At 72.0% G+C, this 15,583-nt stretch carries 15 protein-coding genes; 9 read left to right on the top strand and 6 right to left on the bottom strand.

Translation table 11 applies throughout. The features are described 5' to 3' along the window. Positions 1 to 5: 5 nt before the first annotated feature. On the bottom strand, positions 6 to 593 hold the full coding sequence (locus P5P86_RS14800; protein ID WP_280608214.1) for a DinB family protein: 588 nt from the start codon (positions 591 to 593) through the stop codon (positions 6 to 8). Between the two features lie 91 nt (positions 594 to 684). Between P5P86_RS14800 and P5P86_RS14795 the strand changes: the two genes are divergently transcribed. From P5P86_RS14795 to P5P86_RS14775, 5 genes are all read left to right on the top strand, one after another. Continuing rightward, positions 685 to 1,653 (top strand): helix-turn-helix transcriptional regulator, encoded by a 969-nt coding sequence (locus P5P86_RS14795; RefSeq protein WP_280608213.1) that lies wholly within the window; start codon positions 685 to 687, stop codon positions 1,651 to 1,653. Between the two features lie 9 nt (positions 1,654 to 1,662). Beyond that, a complete protein-coding gene (locus P5P86_RS14790; RefSeq protein ID WP_280608212.1) occupies positions 1,663 to 2,457 on the top strand; it encodes a hypothetical protein in 795 nt (264 codons plus the stop codon). After that, the gene (locus P5P86_RS14785) at positions 2,454 to 3,251 is read left to right on the top strand and encodes an alpha/beta fold hydrolase (protein ID WP_280608211.1); all 798 of its coding nucleotides are present in this window, start codon (positions 2,454 to 2,456) and stop codon (positions 3,249 to 3,251) included. The genes P5P86_RS14790 and P5P86_RS14785 overlap by 4 nt, the downstream gene beginning before the upstream one ends. 75 nt (positions 3,252 to 3,326) lie before the next feature. After that, positions 3,327 to 3,842, top strand: coding sequence for a SigE family RNA polymerase sigma factor (locus P5P86_RS14780; RefSeq protein WP_280608210.1), 516 nt, complete (start codon positions 3,327 to 3,329; stop codon positions 3,840 to 3,842). After that, complete coding sequence (locus P5P86_RS14775) at positions 3,811 to 4,905, top strand: hypothetical protein (RefSeq protein WP_280608209.1); 1,095 nt, start codon at positions 3,811 to 3,813, stop codon at positions 4,903 to 4,905. The genes P5P86_RS14780 and P5P86_RS14775 overlap by 32 nt, the downstream gene beginning before the upstream one ends. Before the next feature lie 4 nt (positions 4,906 to 4,909). Here P5P86_RS14775 and P5P86_RS14770 read toward each other — a convergent pair whose 3' ends face one another. Next, positions 4,910 to 5,449, bottom strand: coding sequence for a CGNR zinc finger domain-containing protein (locus P5P86_RS14770; protein WP_280608208.1), 540 nt, complete (start codon positions 5,447 to 5,449; stop codon positions 4,910 to 4,912). Between the two features lie 39 nt (positions 5,450 to 5,488). Here P5P86_RS14770 and P5P86_RS14765 point away from each other — a divergent pair, with 39 nt between their 5' ends. Continuing rightward, positions 5,489 to 6,493 carry an EamA family transporter gene (locus P5P86_RS14765; protein WP_280608207.1) on the top strand — a complete coding sequence of 335 codons (1,005 nt, stop codon included), beginning with the start codon at positions 5,489 to 5,491 and terminating at the stop codon, positions 6,491 to 6,493. On the opposite strand, the gene P5P86_RS14760 is transcribed toward P5P86_RS14765, so the two are convergent. The 3 genes from P5P86_RS14760 to ccrA form a co-directional block, all read right to left on the bottom strand. Next, positions 6,490 to 7,614: an AI-2E family transporter gene (locus tag P5P86_RS14760; RefSeq protein ID WP_280608206.1), complete on the bottom strand. Its 1,125-nt coding sequence runs from the start codon at positions 7,612 to 7,614 to the stop codon at positions 6,490 to 6,492. The genes P5P86_RS14765 and P5P86_RS14760 overlap by 4 nt on opposite strands. Further along, on the bottom strand, positions 7,611 to 9,005 hold the full coding sequence (locus tag P5P86_RS14755; protein ID WP_280608205.1) for a coiled-coil domain-containing protein: 1,395 nt from the start codon (positions 9,003 to 9,005) through the stop codon (positions 7,611 to 7,613). Before P5P86_RS14755 ends, P5P86_RS14760 begins: the two co-directional genes overlap by 4 nt. A gap of 127 nt (positions 9,006 to 9,132) precedes the next feature. Further along, positions 9,133 to 10,473, bottom strand: a complete 1,341-nt coding sequence (gene ccrA / locus P5P86_RS14750) for a crotonyl-CoA carboxylase/reductase (RefSeq protein WP_280608204.1) — start codon at positions 10,471 to 10,473, stop codon at positions 9,133 to 9,135. Positions 10,474 to 10,699: 226 nt separating this feature from the next. Here ccrA and P5P86_RS14745 point away from each other — a divergent pair, with 226 nt between their 5' ends. Continuing rightward, entirely contained in the window at positions 10,700 to 12,703 is a 2,004-nt protein-coding gene (locus tag P5P86_RS14745) for an esterase-like activity of phytase family protein (RefSeq protein WP_280608203.1), read from the top strand. A 58-nt stretch (positions 12,704 to 12,761) separates the two neighbouring features. On the opposite strand, the gene mce is transcribed toward P5P86_RS14745, so the two are convergent. Further along, a complete protein-coding gene (gene mce / locus P5P86_RS14740; protein ID WP_280608202.1) occupies positions 12,762 to 13,208 on the bottom strand; it encodes a methylmalonyl-CoA epimerase in 447 nt (148 codons plus the stop codon). A 140-nt stretch (positions 13,209 to 13,348) separates the two neighbouring features. Between mce and P5P86_RS14735 the strand changes: the two genes are divergently transcribed. Together P5P86_RS14735 and meaB are read left to right on the top strand one after the other, a co-directional pair. Then, positions 13,349 to 14,536 carry an acetyl-CoA C-acetyltransferase gene (locus P5P86_RS14735; RefSeq protein WP_280608201.1) on the top strand — a complete coding sequence of 396 codons (1,188 nt, stop codon included), beginning with the start codon at positions 13,349 to 13,351 and terminating at the stop codon, positions 14,534 to 14,536. Positions 14,537 to 14,545: 9 nt separating this feature from the next. Then, the gene (meaB, locus tag P5P86_RS14730; protein ID WP_280608200.1) at positions 14,546 to 15,523 is read left to right on the top strand and encodes a methylmalonyl Co-A mutase-associated GTPase MeaB; all 978 of its coding nucleotides are present in this window, start codon (positions 14,546 to 14,548) and stop codon (positions 15,521 to 15,523) included. Positions 15,524 to 15,583: the final 60 nt, after the last annotated feature.

Genomic DNA, 15,583 nt, shown 5'->3' with positions numbered 1-15,583 from the left:
CCTCCTCAGACGGTCGCGGCCGGCCTCCACGGCTTGACGTACGGCATCTCCGGCCAGCCCTCCCGGCCGGCCAGCAGCTCGATCGAGGCGGCTCCGTCGATCGCCTCACGAATGATGTCGGCATGACCGGCGTGCCGGGCCAGCTCCTCGAGGAGGTGGAACCACACCCACCGCACGGACCACGCCTCGACGTCCTTGGGGAACCAGGGGGCGTCGGGGACCGGTACGGGGGTGTCGAGGTCGACGGTGGTGATCGCGTCGAGCACCTGGGCGCAGACCTCGTCGTACGCCCCGAGGACGGTTGCCAGCGAGTCGGACTCCTCCCAGCGCCAGGCGTCCGCCCAGGCCTCGGCGGCGTCCGCGGACTCCGGCCGGGGACCGGGTGCAGCGAGTGCGGAGGCGAGCCAGCCGCGGGAGACGAAGGTGGTGTGCTTGATCAGGGTGCCGATGCTGAGCGTGCTGGCGGTCGGGCGCGTGCCGGCCTGCAGGTCGGTCAGGCCGTAGGCGGCGTTGCGGTAGGCCTCCTGCTGCTGGTGCAGGAAGCCCCGCAGGGCCGAGCGCTCGTCGGGGGCGGCGGGGGCGTGTGCGGACATGGTCGTGCCTCTCGATGGATGCGGGTGGTGGCGACGAGTCTGGCCGGCCAAGAGGACAGGATCGGTCCGCTATCGATGGCAGAGTGGTGCCATGAGCGAGGCCGGGACCACTGAGCGCGTGCTGCGGCTGCTGGGCCTGTTGCAGCAGCGTCCCGTCTGGACCGGCCCGGAGCTCGCCACCCGGCTCGGCGTGACCACGCGCAGCATCCGGCGCGACGTGGACAGGCTGCGGGCGCTCGGCTATCCGGTCAACGCCACCCAGGGCGTCGGCGGCGGCTACCAGCTAGGAGCCGGCCGGGCGCTGCCACCGCTGCTGCTCGACGATGAGGAGGCGATCGCCACCGCCGTCTCGCTGCGGCTCGCTGCCGGTGGAACCGTCACCGGCGCGAGCGAGGCCGCCGTGCGCGCGCTCACCAAGCTCGACCAGGTCCTGCCGCGGAGGCTGCGCGCCGGCGTGCGGGCGTTGCAGGGGGCGATCGCCACGCTGGACGGTCACCGGTTCGAGGTCGATGCCGAGGCTCTGCTGCTCCTCGCGCGAGCATGCCGCGACACCGTGCGGATCGAGTTCGGGTACGTCGACCTGGCCGGTGCTGCCACCCGACGCCGGACCGAGCCCTACCAGCTGGTCGCGACCGGCAGCCGGTGGTATCTGGTCGCCTTCGATCTCGACCGCGAGGACTGGCGCACCTTCCGGCTCGACCGGCTCCGCGATCCACGCATCACCACCCTGCGCTTCTCCCCGCGCGCGCACCCGCCGGCCGTCGAGCTGGTCCAGCGCGCGATCAGCGTGGCCGCCTACCCGGAGCCCGTGCGGCTCCTCCTGCACGCCGACGCCGAGACGGTGCGCCGCCAGGTGCCGGCGACGGTGGCGGTCATCGAGTCCCGCGGTCCGGGACGCTGCCTCTTGGAGGCGGGCGCGCGCGATCCCGCCTGGGTGCTGCTGCACGCCGCGCGGCTCGGCCACCGCTTCGAGGTGCTCGGGCCCGCCGCCGTCCGCGAGCTCGCCGCCGAGCTGGGACGACGGCTGGCGGAGGCGGCCGGCCCGTCGACCTCACACTAAGGTTGTCCCATGGGTGGAGTGGTCCTGCTGGTCGTCGTCCTCGCGGTCCTGGCCGTTGTCGTGGTCGCACGCCGGCGCAGCCGACAGGCGGGTCTGGAGCGCGCCGCCCGCGAGCTGGCGCCGGTGAAGCGACTGGCGCTCGAGGACGTCACGGCGCTCGGCGAGCAGCTGCGAGACCTGGATCTGGACACCGCGGCGATCCAGCTGGACGAGGGCGCCCGCGCCGACTATCAGCGCGCGCTCGACGCCTACGCGGCAGCCGGTCAGGCCGGCGAGGCCCTGACCCGCCCGGAGGACATCGGCCACGTCACCACGATCGTCGAGGACGGCCGCTACGCGATCGCCTGCGTGCGCGCGCGGATCGCGGGTCAGCCGTTGCCCACCCGCCGTCCGCCGTGCTTCTTCGACCCTCGGCACGGTCTCTCGGTCGAGGACGTGCCGTGGGCGCCCGGGGGAGGCGCCGTACGGCAGGTGCCGGCGTGCGCCCTGGACGCCGAGCGGGTCAAGGCGGGTGCCGAGCCCGACAGCCGCCAGGTGCTCGTCGGCTCGCGTCGGGTGCCCTACTGGGAGGGCGGCCGCGCCTACCAGCCCTACGCGCAGGGTTACTTCGGCGGCTTCGGCATGCTGGACTGGATGTTCATGGGCTTCATGTTCGAGGGCCTCGGCGAGGGCATGGGCGCGCTCGCGGCCGGTCTGGGCGAGGGCATCGGCGACGTCGCGGGAGGCATCGGCGACGGGATCGGCGACGTCTTCGGGGGCATCGGGGACGGCATCGGGGATCTCTTCGACGGCTTCGACCTGTGAGCGCGGGGACGCTGCACACCCTCCAGTACGGCGAGGGTGCGGGGGCGGTCGTCTTCCTCCATGGCCTCTTCGGCCAGGGTCGCAACTGGAACACCATCGGCAAGGCTCTCGCCGGCGACCGCCGGGTGATGCTCGTCGACCTGCCCAACCACGGACGATCGGCCTGGACCGACCGGGTGGACTACGTCCAGATGGCCGATGCCGTCGCCGCGGAGGTGCTCACGCCGCTGGCGGCCCAGGGTCCGGTCGCGCTGGTCGGGCACTCGATGGGCGGCAAGGTCGCGATGCTGGCGGCGTTGCGCCACCCCGAGCTGGTCGAGCGCCTCGTGGTCGTCGACATGTCACCGGTCGGCTACGGCACGGCGCGGGAGTTCACCGGCTACATCCGCGCCCTGCAGGGGCTGGACCTCGCGGCGATCAAGGATCGTGAGGACGCCGAGGCGGCACTGACGGCGGCCGTGCCGACGCCCTCGGTGCGGTCGTTCCTGCTGCAGAACCTGCGTCGCGACGGCGACTCGTGGCGCTGGCAGCCGAACCTCGCGGTGCTGGGCCGCGACATCGAACAGCTCTCGGGATGGCCGGAGGAGGTGGCGGACGCGCTGGCGCCGTACGCGGGCCCGGTGCTCTGGATCGCCGGCGCCGAGTCGGGCTACGTCAAGCCCGAGTACGACGCGGCGATGACCCGCCTCTTCCCGCGCAAGCGACTCCTCACCATCAAGGGTGCCGGCCACTGGGTGCACTCGGAGAAGCCCGAGATCTTCACCGAGGTGCTGCGCCGCTTCCTCGATTCCTGAGCCGGTGCCGGCAGCGGCCGAGCCCGACTGCAACGAAACCTCGCGCCGCCGCGTGAGTCGTGCATGGATGTAGGGGTGAGTGAGCGCCTCGCGCCGGTCGTGCCACCGTTCGACGAGTGGGTCGCGGCCCGGTCCACGGCGCTGCTGCGGTTCGCCTATCTGCTGACGGGCAGCCAGAGCGAGGCCGAGGACGCGGTGCAGAGCGCGCTGGAGCGGGCGCTGGCGCGGTGGCAGCGTGTCGCCCGGACCGAGGACCCGGAGACCTACGTGCGCCGGATGATCGTCAACGAGCACATCTCGCTGTGGCGGCGCTGGCGGCGACGGGTCTCACCGGTCGCCGTGGTGCGGGAGACGGTCGGCGGTCAGGCCGATCTCGCCGAGACGGTGGCCAGCGCGGACGTCGTACGCCGCCTGTGCGCCGCGCTGCCCGCCACCCAGCGCGCGGCGGTGGTGCTGCGCTACTACCAGGACCTGGACTACCGCGAGATCGCGGCGCTGCTCGGCTGTGCCGAGGCCACGGCGCGCTCGCACGTCCACCGGGCGCTGCAGGCGCTCAGGCATGAGCTGGCAGGGGAGGACGACGATGCGTGACGTGGAGGAGCTGATCCGCGAGGGTCTGGGTCGCCTCGCCGACGAGGTGGGCACGGCCGTGCCGCTGGCGCGACGGGCGCGTGCGGGACGCCGGCGACGGATCCGGCGGCTGGCGGCGGTCGGCGCCGCAGCGGTCGTACTGGTCGTGGCGGGTGGCCTCGGCGTGACGCTGCACGGCGGTGGCTCGAACGCTGCTCCCAGTGTGAGCACGCCGACCGGGCGCACCGGGCTGCCTCCCGACGGCTACCGCCTCGAGGTCTGGGAGGACGTCGGGGTCTATGTTCCGGTCGGCTGGGGATGGGGCGGCGCCCCCGGATCCTGCGGCGTCGGCCCGGCGGTCGGCGCCGACGGCCACCGGTTGAGCGGCACCGAGCGCAGCGACGGTGTCCTGCAGGGGTATGTCGGCCGCCCGGTGGCGCAGACGCCACGGTGTCCGCAGAGCGCCACGCGGGGGAGGAGCTCGGCGATGCCGTTCGTCTGGCTCGGGGCAGACGTCGAGCCGGGCTCCAGCGACCTCGGCCATGGCTTCGTGGCGGAGACCCGCCGGTTCGGCGACACCACCGTCACCGTGGGGAGCAGCGACGCCCGGCAGCGACGCACGATCCTCGCCTCGGCGCACCTGATGACCGGCGGCTCCTGCGCCGCTCGGTTGGCCTCGCCGCCCCATGCCGGCGGGCAGACCGCCGCAGGATCGGCTCCCGTGGCGATGACCGTGTGCGCCTACGCGCCCGCGCCGACGTCGGGCTACCGGCTGCTCTACCAGGACCAGCTCGGTGCCGGGCCCGCCAAGCAGCTGGTCGACGCGGTGGCAGCCGCGGACCCCGCCGGGGAGTTCAGCTGCTTCGGCGCCAGCGGTGGCGAGTGGGCTCTGCTCCGGTTGGCGTCAGCGGACGGCAGCCGCGACTATGTCGTGGACCTGTCGTGCCCCAGCATCGCCGATCCCACCGGGCTGCAGCACGAGCTCACCTCGGCCGACGTGCTGCCCTGGGCTGTCGACGGTGTCAACGCGGTCCTGCACGGCAGTCCGCTGATCGACGTGCCAGGGCGCCTGATCGGACAGTGACGCGCTACTCGCCGCCGGCCTGGCGGGCCCGGTAGGCGGCCACGGCGTTGCGGTTGCCGCAGGTCACCGAGCAGAACCGCTTGGACCGGTTGCGGGAGAGGTCGAGCACCACCCCGGCGCACTCGTCGTCGGCGCAGACGCCGAGGCGGCCGTGCTCGTCGGCACGGATCACGTCGATCATCGCCATCGCCGTCTCCACGCCGACCCGGACCGCCAGCGGAGCCTGGGGCGGCACCGCGTGGATGTGCCAGTCGAGCGGCGCGTGGCGGACCAGTTGCGGTACGGCGCGAGCCTCGCCCAGGATCGCGTTCACCAGCTCGACCGCTTCGTCGCGCTCGGCGAGGAGGAGCGTGCGCAGACGCTGTCGCAGCGCGCGGACCTCGTCGAGCTCGGTGCGGGTGCCGTCGTGGCGGCCGGTGTAGCCGAAGCGGTCGTAGAACGCGTCGAGCTCGGCGACGGTCGTGAGCGTCTCCGGAGGCTCGGCGCTGTTGACCAGCGCCACCGCGGCGAGCAGCGCCTCCTCGGTGTCATGGGCGAAAACCACATTGACAGATTACCCAACGACTTCGTAGCGTCATGACCAATGAGTACCATCACCGATGACAAGGCGACGGCGATCCGAGCCGAGAGGTTCGGCGCCGGCCTGTTGCTCGCCGTCGCCTCGGCCGTCAGCTTCGGTCTGTCGGGCTCGGTGGCCAGCAGCCTGTTCGACACCGGTTGGACGCCCGGATCGGTGGTGCTCCTCCGCGTCGGGCTCGCGGCGCTGGTGCTCGCGCCGTTCGGGCTGCGCTCCCTGCGTCGCAGCGGTACGCCGTGGCGCGCGGTCCGCCGCCAGGCGCCGACCATCCTGATCTACGGCCTGCTGGCGGTCGCTGCCTCGCAGTTCTGCTACTTCTCCGCCGTACGGCACATGGAGGTGGGTCCGGCGATCCTGGTCGAGTACACCTCGCCGGCGGCCGTCGTGGTGTGGCTCTGGCTGCGGCACGGCCAGCGTCCCACAGCGATCACCGTGCTCGGAGCCGTCCTGGCAGCCCTCGGCCTGGTGCTGGTGCTCGACCTGACGGGCGGCGGCATCGGGCTCAGCATCGCGGGCGTGCTGTGGGCGCTCGGGGCGATGCTGGGCGCGGCGTTCTACTTCGTCCTCAACGCCGAGGGTGGGATAGCGCTGCCACCGATCGCGCTGGCCTGGCTCGGGCTCGTCTCCGGCGCGGCCGCACTGGGCCTCCTCGGGGCGACCCGGCTCATGCCCGTGCACGCCGCGACCCACACGGTCCGGTTGGCGGACACAGACGTGCCGTGGTGGGTCGCGATCCTGGTGCTCGGGGTGGTGACCGCCGCGGTGGCGTACGCCACCGGGATCGCCGCCGGCCGGCTGCTCGGCGCCCGGCTGGCCAGCTTCGTGGCGCTGCTCGAGGTGGTCTCCAGCGTGCTGTTCGCCTGGCTGCTGCTGGCGGAGCTCCCGGCGGCCGTCCAGGTGCTCGGCGGCCTGCTCATCCTCGCCGGCGTGGTAGCGGTGAAGCTGGGCGAGCCCGCGGTCCGGTCTGACCCGGCGGCGGTCCGAGCGGAAGAGCCGGCGGTCGGGCGCTAGCGCTCGTCCTGGGCGCGCACGAAGACCTCCCGGACCAGCATCAGGATCGCCGCGGCCGTCGGGATCGCGAGGAGCGCTCCGACGACGCCGAGCAGGGAGGCGCCGACCAGCGCCGCGATGACCGTGAGCACCCCGGGGATCTCGACCGAGCGGGACATCACCCTCGGGTAGATGACGTAGTTCTCCAGCTGCTGGTAGGCGATGTAGAAGATCGCCGCGATGATCGCGGTCTGGATGGAGTTGCTGAAGCAGATCGCCGTCACGATGACCGCGCCGATCGTCGCGCCGATCATCGGGATGACGTCGGTGACCATCACCACGAAGGCGAGCGCCACGGCGTACTTGCTCATCCCGATCACCAACAGCAGCAGCAGCGAGCTGAGACCAGCGCACAGGGCGATCACGAAGGCGCCGGAGACGTATCCGCCGATGCCCTCGAAGATGCGGTCGCCGAGCTTGCTGACCCGGTCGCGCCGGGATGCCGGCGCGAGGTGGTAGATCGCCGACTTGATGGTCTGGAACGAGGCCAGGAAGTACAGCGTCATCACGGTGATGACGAAGGCGTTGAGCAGGGCCCCGAGGACGGCGAGGCCGACGCCGAGCACCCCACCGAAGACCTCGCTGACGAAGTTGCCACCGGTGACGAAGTCCTGGAGCTTGTCGATGAAGTGGTACTGGTCGTCGAGGTCGCGGATGCGCTGGTTGTTCTGCAGGCTGTGCAGCCAGTCCGGCGCGTTCTTGCCGATCGAGGTGACCTGGTCGGCGATGACCGGTGCGAGCGCGAAGACGAACAGCGCGATGACGGCGAGCACCGCGACGATCACCACCAGCACGGCCGCCGAGCGGCGAAGCCCGCGCCGCTCGAGGAAGCGCACCGCCGGATCGAGGCCCGCCGCGATGAAGAGCGCGACCACGATCTGGATGATCACGCCGCTGATCGTGACCACGATCTGGCCCAGGGCATAGGCGGTGAGCAGGCCGAGGCCGCCCAGCAGCCCCATCATGTACGGCGCCCGGCGGTTGAAGGGCAGACCCGGCCTGCCGAGCACCGGCTCGTCGTCGGTCGGGCCCTCGCTCAGCGCGGTCTCCGGAGGGCCGCCGGAGGCCGCGGCCTCACTCACTCAGCGTCCTCGGTGTCCTCGGCGTCCCCGCTGTCCTGCGCCGCGCCCCTGCCCTGCGGCGCCTCGTCCTGGGCGAAGCCGGCGATGAGGTTGGTGAGCGGAGCGAGCTGGGCTGTGATCGCGTCCCGGCGCTTGGTGAGCCGCTCCACCTCGGCACGGATCGCTGCCAGGCCGCGCTCGGCCTCGGCGTGCCCGGCCTGGCTGATCGTCTCGGCCTGGGCGCGTGCGCTGGTGATCAGCTGGTCGGCCTCCCGCTTGGCCCTGGCCAGCAGGCCCTCGGCCTCGCTCTCGGAGTGGGCGCGCTGGGCAGCGATCTGGGCCGAGGCCTGGCGAGCGCGCTCCTCGGCCGCGGTCGCACGCGCCTCGGCCTCCTCGACGAGCCGTCGCGTCTCGGCCATCGAGCTGTTGTGGTGATCGGTGGCCTCGCGGGCCAGCCGCTCCTTCTCCACGGCCAGCATCCGTCGGGCCTCCTGGACCTCGCGATCGGCACCGGCGCGCGCCTGCTCGACCTCGCGCTGCGTGGCCGCCCGCAGCTCGGTCGTCTCCTGCTGGGCCGCCAGCCGCAGCTGATCGGCCTCCCGCTTGGCGGAGGCGAGCAGATCCTCGGCCTCGCTGCGTGCGAGCGAGCGCTCCTGCTCGGCCTGCGCGTTCGCGCGGGCGCGGTGGTCGTCCATCTCCTGGTAGTGGGCCTTGCGCAGCTCCTCCACCTCGCGCTGCGCCTCGGCTCGCAGCGCGGCCGCGTCGCGGGTGGCCAGGCTACGGATCTCGGCGGCCTCGCGGTCGGCCGCGGCCTTGATCTCGGCTGCCTCCTCCTCGGCCAGACGCAACATCGCGGAGGCACGGCCGCCCAGACCGGCGTACGACGGGTTGGCGTGCTCGGCGAGCTCGTCGCGCAGCCGGGCGATCTCCTTCTCCGCCTCGGCGGCGCGCTGCTGGGCGCTCTGGGCCGCGCTGTGCGCGGCACCGTGGGCGGCGGTGAGCTGCTGGATCCGGGAGTCGACGGCGGCCGGGTCGTAGCCGCCGCGGCGCACGATCGGCAGCGGCGAGGACGACACGCCCGGTACGGCGGCCGGTGCGCCGCCCGGACGGCTCGCAGCGGCGCTCGGCGTCGGCGGCGAGGTCGGGCGCGCGGCGGGAGCGGCCCCTGTCGGCGGTCCGGACGGGCCGCCCGCGGGGCCGTTGCCGGCGGGTCCGCCCGGCACCCGGGGGAGGACGCGGGTCTCGTCGCCGGACCGGTCGGAGTCCTCGGATGCGCCCTCGGCGGACGTGGGACGGTCGGCTGCGCTCGGCGGGCTCGCCGGCTTCCCGGCGGCCTTGCCCGCAGCGGCAGCGCCCTCCTCGGCGGTCGTGGTCGGCTCGTCGTCGAAGATGGACAGGCCCTGATCGCTCATGGTCGGCGTTACCTCTTCCTTGCAGTGCGGGGAACTGCCCCCAAGCGTCCCACATCGGGGGTTGCCGTGCAGCGAAGCCGCCCCGGGACTCCCGGGGCGGCTTCGGTGGGCGTGAGCGGTGCAGGACTCAGATGCCGCGGAACCGGTTGATGGCCTCGAGGTGGGTCTCGCGCATCTGCTCGTCGAGGACGCCGAGACCCTCCTGCGGGGCGAGGGCGAGGACGCCGACCTTGCCCTGGTGCAGGTTGTGGTGGACGTCGAGGGAGGCCTGGCCGACCTCGTCGAGGGTGTAGGTCTTCGACAGCGTCGGGTGGATCTTGCCCTTGGCGATGAGGCGGTTGGCCTCCCACGACTCGCGGTAGTTGGCGAAGTGGCTCGAGATGATCCGCTTGAGGTTCATCCACAGGTAGCGGTTGTCGTACTCGTGCATGTAGCCGGTGGTCGAGGCGCAGGTGGTGATGGTGCCGCCCTTGCGGGTGACGTAGACCGAGGCGCCGAAGGTCTCGCGGCCGGGGTGCTCGAAGACGATGTCGATGTCCTCGCCGCCGGTGAGCTCGCGGATCCGCTTGCCCAGGCGCTGCCACTCCTTGGGGTTCTGCTCGGTGCCCTCCTCGTTCCAGAACCGCCAGTTCTCCTCGGAGCGGTTGATGACGAGCTCGGCGCCCATCGAGCGCACGATCTTCGCCTTCTCCTCGTTCGAGACCACGCAGATCGGGGTGGCGCCGCCGTTGAGGGCGTACTGGGTGGCGAACCCGCCCAGGCCACCGGATGCGCCCCAGATGAGGACGTTGTCGCCCTGCTTCATCGCGCCACCGTTCTTGGAGACCAGCTGGCGGTAGGCGGTGCAGTTGACCAGACCGGGGGAGGCGGCCTCCTCCCAGGTCAGGTGCTCGGGCTTGGGCATCAGCTGGTTGGCCTTGACCATCGCGATCTCGGCCAGGCCGCCGAAGTTGGTCTCGAAGCCCCAGATCCGCTGCGAGGTGTCGAGCATGGTGTCGTTGTGCCCGTCGGGGGACTCCAGCTCGACGCTGAGGCAGTGCGCCACCACGCGGTCGCCGGGCTTCCACTTGGTCACTCCCGCGCCCACCTTGAGCACCACGCCGGACAGGTCCGACCCCACGATGTGGTACGGCAGGTCGTGTCGCTTGGCCAGGTCGGACTCGCGGCCGTAGCGCTCCAGGAAGCCGAAGGTCGAGACGGGCTCGAAGATCGAGGTCCACACGGTGTTGTAGTTGATCGCCGAGGCCATCACCGCGACGAAAGCCTCGCCCGGGCCGAGCTCGGGCAGGGCGACGTCCTCGACGTGGATCGACTTGCGGGGATCCTTGTCCCGGCTCGCGATCCCCTCGAACATGTCGACCTCGTCCTTGTGGACGGTGGCGGCTCTGAAGTGATCCGGGATCTCCAGGTTGGCGAAGTCCTCCGAGGAGGCCTCGCCGCTGACGATCGCATCGAGGATGTGCTGCACGTCGTACTCCTGAGAAGAGGGCGGCCCGGCACCGGGCCCTGGCGTGAACGAGACACTACTGGCGGGTAACACCGACATGCCACAGGTGTGACTGAGGACACTACGCGTCTCGTAGCGGCCATGTTCTCGTCATCTGGCCGGGGCCCGGAGTACAGATGGCGTCGCTTTGCTGTGCGCGATCACGACCGTGCGGCGACGGACGGTCTCGACCGTCTTAGGAGTTGCTGTGAACCGCACGACACGCATCTCGGCAGCGGTGGCCGCCGTCTCGGCCGCCGCGGTCCTCCCGCTCGGCGCCTTCGCCGTCGGCGGGTCGGGCCCATCCGCCTGCACGCCTCACCGCGGCGCCGTCGCCGCCGCCCAGAACACGGTCGACCACGACCAGGCCGCGCTGGGCGCAGCGAGCAAGAAGAAGGCGAAGACCGCCAAGGCGAAGGCGAAGAGGCAGAGGGCGGTGGCCAGGGCCACCACCCGACTGGCCCGCGACGAGGCGGCCCTCGCCCGTGCCCAGGCGGCGCTGATCGCGTGCCAGGGCTCGCAACCGGTGCCGACCGTCACCGCGACGACGACGGCCACGGCCACCGCCACCACGACTGCCACCACGACCGCCACCGCGACCGTCACGGCGACGGCCACCGCCGTCCCGACGGTCCCGGCGTACGGCGGCAAGGCTCCGGCGGACGGCACGACGCTGTTCCCGATGACGAACCCGGACGGGACCACCATCACCTCGAACGGCCTGTGGGACGGCACCACGATCGTCGGCAGTGGCTACGGCTCGGGGCTCACGCCGGACACCGCCGACGGAGCCGGCTGGTTCTACGGCATCACCGACCGCGGTCCCAACGTGGGCGGCCCCGACGGCGTGAAGATGGACCCGGTCCAGGGCTTCCAGCCGGCGATCGGAAAGTTCCACCTCGAGAACGGCCACGCCGAGCTCGCCCAGGTGATCGGCCTGACCGGCTTCTCCGGCGCTCCGATGAACGGCCTGGTGCCGCCGGACGACGCCACCGCCCACGGCACGGGCAGCGACATCGAGGACCAGTACGGCGCCGCCGCACCGCACAGCGCCAACGGCATCGACTCCGAGTCGGTGGTGGTCGACCCGGCGGGTGGCTTCTACGTCTCCGACGAGTACGGCCCCTACATCGTCCATCTCGACGCGACCGGCAAGGAGACCTACCGCTACAGCCCCTACGTCGCCGCGGACCCGTTCGACGGCACGGCCGCCCACCCGGAGCACATCTATCCCCTGCCCTCCGAGCTGATCAAGCGCAAGGAGAACAAGGGCATGGAAGGCCTGACCCTCACCCCCGACGGGAAGTACCTCGTCGGCATCATGCAGTCACCGCTGGACTCCAACAAGGGCACCAGCGGGACGACCGCCGCCACCACCGCCAAGGGCGCCGTCGCTCGCATCGTCAAGGTCAGCACGACCGACCACAGCGTGCAGGAGTACCTCTACGCGCTGCACTTCACCACTGCCAACAACCCGACCGTCGAGGCGAACAGCGAGATCACCGCGCTGGACGCCACGCACTTCGTGGTCGACGAGCGCGACGGCTGCTTCGAGGGGACCGACGCCGACGACATCGCGGGCTCAACGGCCTGCCCGGCGGCGTCCGTCAAGGACCTGTGGAAGATCGACCTGACCGATGCCACCGACGTCGGGCCGCACTCGCCGCTGCTCGCCACCCCGCCCACGGTCGGCGGCTCGGTCGCGACGGTGACCTACCACAGCAACCCGGCGACGCCGTTGGGCACCGGCAACTCCGGTCTCAACATCAACGGCCAGAGCGTCGAGGACATCACCGGCGCCTCGCTGCCCACAGCGGCGGTCTCCGCGCTGCAGGCCGACGGGATCACCACCGTCGACTCGGGCAACCGCACCACGGCCGGTGAGCTGTTCTTGAACTACGCGGGCCTGGTCGACCACATCGATGCCGGCGGCCGGTACTTCGGACACGACAAGGTGGAGGGCGTGGCGATCGATCCGGCCGACCCGAACGTGGTCTACCTGGCCGACGACTCCGACTTCGGGATCACCGACGTGCCGGCGGACGCAGGGTGGCCGGCGGACAGCATCAGCCACGGGGGCGAGAAGCGCGTCCTCGGCAGCGGCGCCCTCAAGCTGCTGCCGGGCCCCGGCGGCCTCGGCACCGGTGCGCAGGACTTCGGCGAGATCATGAAGGTCGACCTCGCCCAGATCCCGGCCGGCTACCGGGGCTGAGACGCACCGATGGCGACGGGGCGCCGCCGAGCCGCGGCGCCCCGTCGCCGTAGGAGCCTCAGTGGCCGGGGTTCTCGGCCGGCTCGACGAGCTCGATCAGGACACCGCCGGCGTCCTTGGGGTGGACGAAGTTGATCCGGGAGTCGGAGGTGCCACGGCGTGGGGCGTCGTACAGCAGCCGCACGCCACGGCTACGCAGGATCTCGCTGACCTGCTCGACGTCGACCACGCGGTAGGCGAGCTGCTGGATGCCCTGGCCGTTCTTGTCGAGGAACTTCGCGATCGTGCTCTGCGGGGTCAGCGGCGCGAGCAGCTGGATCTTGGAGTCGGTCGATCCGACCGCGAGCATCGCCTCGGCGACGCCCTGCTCCTCGTTCACCTCGCGGTGGATCTCCTTGAGACCGAACGTCGCCTCGTAGAACGAGATCGCCTCGTCCAGGTCGGGCACGGCGATGCCGACATGGTCGATGGCGGTGAACAGGTGCTCGGGGATCTGGATGCTCATGGCCTCACTCTGGTGCACCCCCGAAGCACGAGGGAGGATGTGTGACGATGGGCACACCGCGGCAGCGCCCGGGCCCCTCCCGCTGATGCCTACCCGTCGGTAGTGTCGGTGGCACGCGTTTCGCACACCATGGAGGCACCATGTCCGGAAATGTCATCGTCGCGGGGGCCCGCACGCCGATCGGTCGTCTGCTCGGCGGCCTCAAGGGGTTCTCGGCGGCCGACCTCGGCGCCATCGCGATCAAGGCCGCGCTGGAGAAGTCCGGCGTGGCGCCCGACCAGGTCGACTACGTGATCATGGGCCAGGTGATCCAGGCCGGTGCGGGTCAGAACCCGTCCCGGATGGCGAGCGTGGGCGCCGGCATCCCGATGAGCGTGCCGACGATGACGATCAACAAGGTGTGCCTCTCCGGCCTCAACGCGATCGCGCTCGCCGACCAGCTGATCCGGGCCGGCGAGGTCGAGATCGTGGTCGCCGGCGGGATGGAGTCGATGACCAACGCGCCGCACCTGTTGCCGAAGTCGCGCGAGGGCTTCAAGTACGGCGACGTCGCCCTGGTCGACTCGATGGCCTACGACGCGCTGTACGACCAGTTCACCAAGCAGGCGATGATCGACCTGACCGACGGCTGCAACGCCGCGCGGGACAACTTCACCCGCGAGGAGCAGGACGCCTTCGCCGCCCAGTCGCACCAGCGTGCCGCCGCCGCGCAGAAGAACGGCGTCTTCGACGACGAGATCGTGCCGGTCGCCATCCCGCAGCGCAAGGGCGACCCGATCGTGATCTCTGCCGACGAGGGGGTGCGTGCCGACACCACCGTCGAGACCCTGGCCGGGCTGCGGCCCGTGACCAAGGGCGGCACCATCACCGCCGGGTCGGCCTCGCAGATCTCCGACGGTGCCGCCGCCGTGGTCGTGATGAGCAAGGCCAAGGCCACCGAGCTCGGCCTGGAGTGGCTCGCCGAGATCGGGGCGCACGGCCAGGTCGCCGGCCCCGACTCCTCGCTGCAGCTCCAGCCGGCCGCCGCGACCGCCAAGGCGCTGGCGAAGGAGGGCATCGGTGCGGCCGACCTCGACCTGGTCGAGTTCAACGAGGCCTTCGCGGCCGTGGGGATCGCGTCCGCCCGTGAGCTCGGGATCTCCGAGGAGAAGGTCAACGTCAACGGCGGCGCGATCGCGCTGGGCCATCCCGTCGGGATGTCGGGCACGCGCGTCGTCCTGCACCTGGCGAACGAGCTCAAGCGGCGCGGGGGCGGCGTCGGCGCGGCCGCGCTGTGCGGCGGCGGCGGACAGGGTGACGCCCTGATCCTTCGCGTGCCGAAGGCCTGACCGGGCCCGATGCCGGGACGCCGTGACATCGAGGTCGCCGACCTCGTCGAGACCGCCCGTGGAGGCCCCGGACACCGGGGCTCGCCGCGGGCGGTCGCTCGTCTCATCTCCCTGGTGGAGGACGCCGACGGCGTGGCAGGCCCGCTGCTGCGCGAGGTGATGGCGATGCTCTCGCCGCACGTCGGGTCAGCGCACGTGATCGGGTTGACCGGCGCTCCCGGCGTCGGGAAGTCGACCACCACCAACGCCCTGGTGGGCGAGCTGCGTCGGGCCGGCAAGCGCGTGGGTGTGCTGGCGGTCGACCCGTCCTCGCCCTTCTCCGGGGGAGCCTTGCTAGGCGACCGGATCCGGATGACCGACCACGCGGGGGACCCCGGCGTCTACATCCGTTCGATGGCCTCCCGCGGCCACCTCGGCGGCCTGTCGTGGAGCACCCCGCAGGCGATCCGGGTGCTCGACGGCGTCGGGTTCGACGTCGTGCTGGTGGAGACCGTCGGTGTGGGCCAGTCGGAGGTGGAGATCGCCGGTCTGGCCGACACCACGGTGGTGCTGCTCGCGCCCGGGATGGGCGACGGCATCCAGGCGGCCAAGGCCGGCATTCTCGAGGTCGGCGACGTCTACGCGATCAACAAGTCCGACCGCGACGGTGCCACGAAGGTACGTCGCGACCTGCGCAGCATGCTGGCCCTCGGCACCCGGGACGAGGCCGCCTGGCGGCCGCCGGTCCTGGCGATCTCCGCGCAGAGCCGCACCGGCCTCGACGAGCTCGTCGAGTCGCTGGAGAAGCACCGCACCTGGTTGGCGGAGTCCGGCGCGTTGGGCGCGCGCCGGGAGCGGCGGGCCCGGGAGGAGATCGAGGCGATAGCGGTGGCGTCGCTGCGGGCCCGCTGGGAGCAAGGAGGCCGCGAGGGCCTCGACGACCTCGCCGCGGCGGTGGCGGGTGGAACGCTGGACCCCTACGCGGCGGCCGACGCGCTGCTGGGCTGAGGTCGCCGGATTCGGGTGAGCCGGTCGCCAGGATGCGGGGGAGATCGTCGAGGCGTCCCG

Source organism: Nocardioides sp. BP30 (assembly GCF_029873215.1).
In the GTDB taxonomy this organism is placed as follows: domain Bacteria; phylum Actinomycetota; class Actinomycetes; order Propionibacteriales; family Nocardioidaceae; genus Nocardioides.
The sequence above is the reverse complement of the archived record's forward strand: the minus strand, read 5'-3'. Positions and strand labels throughout refer to the sequence as shown.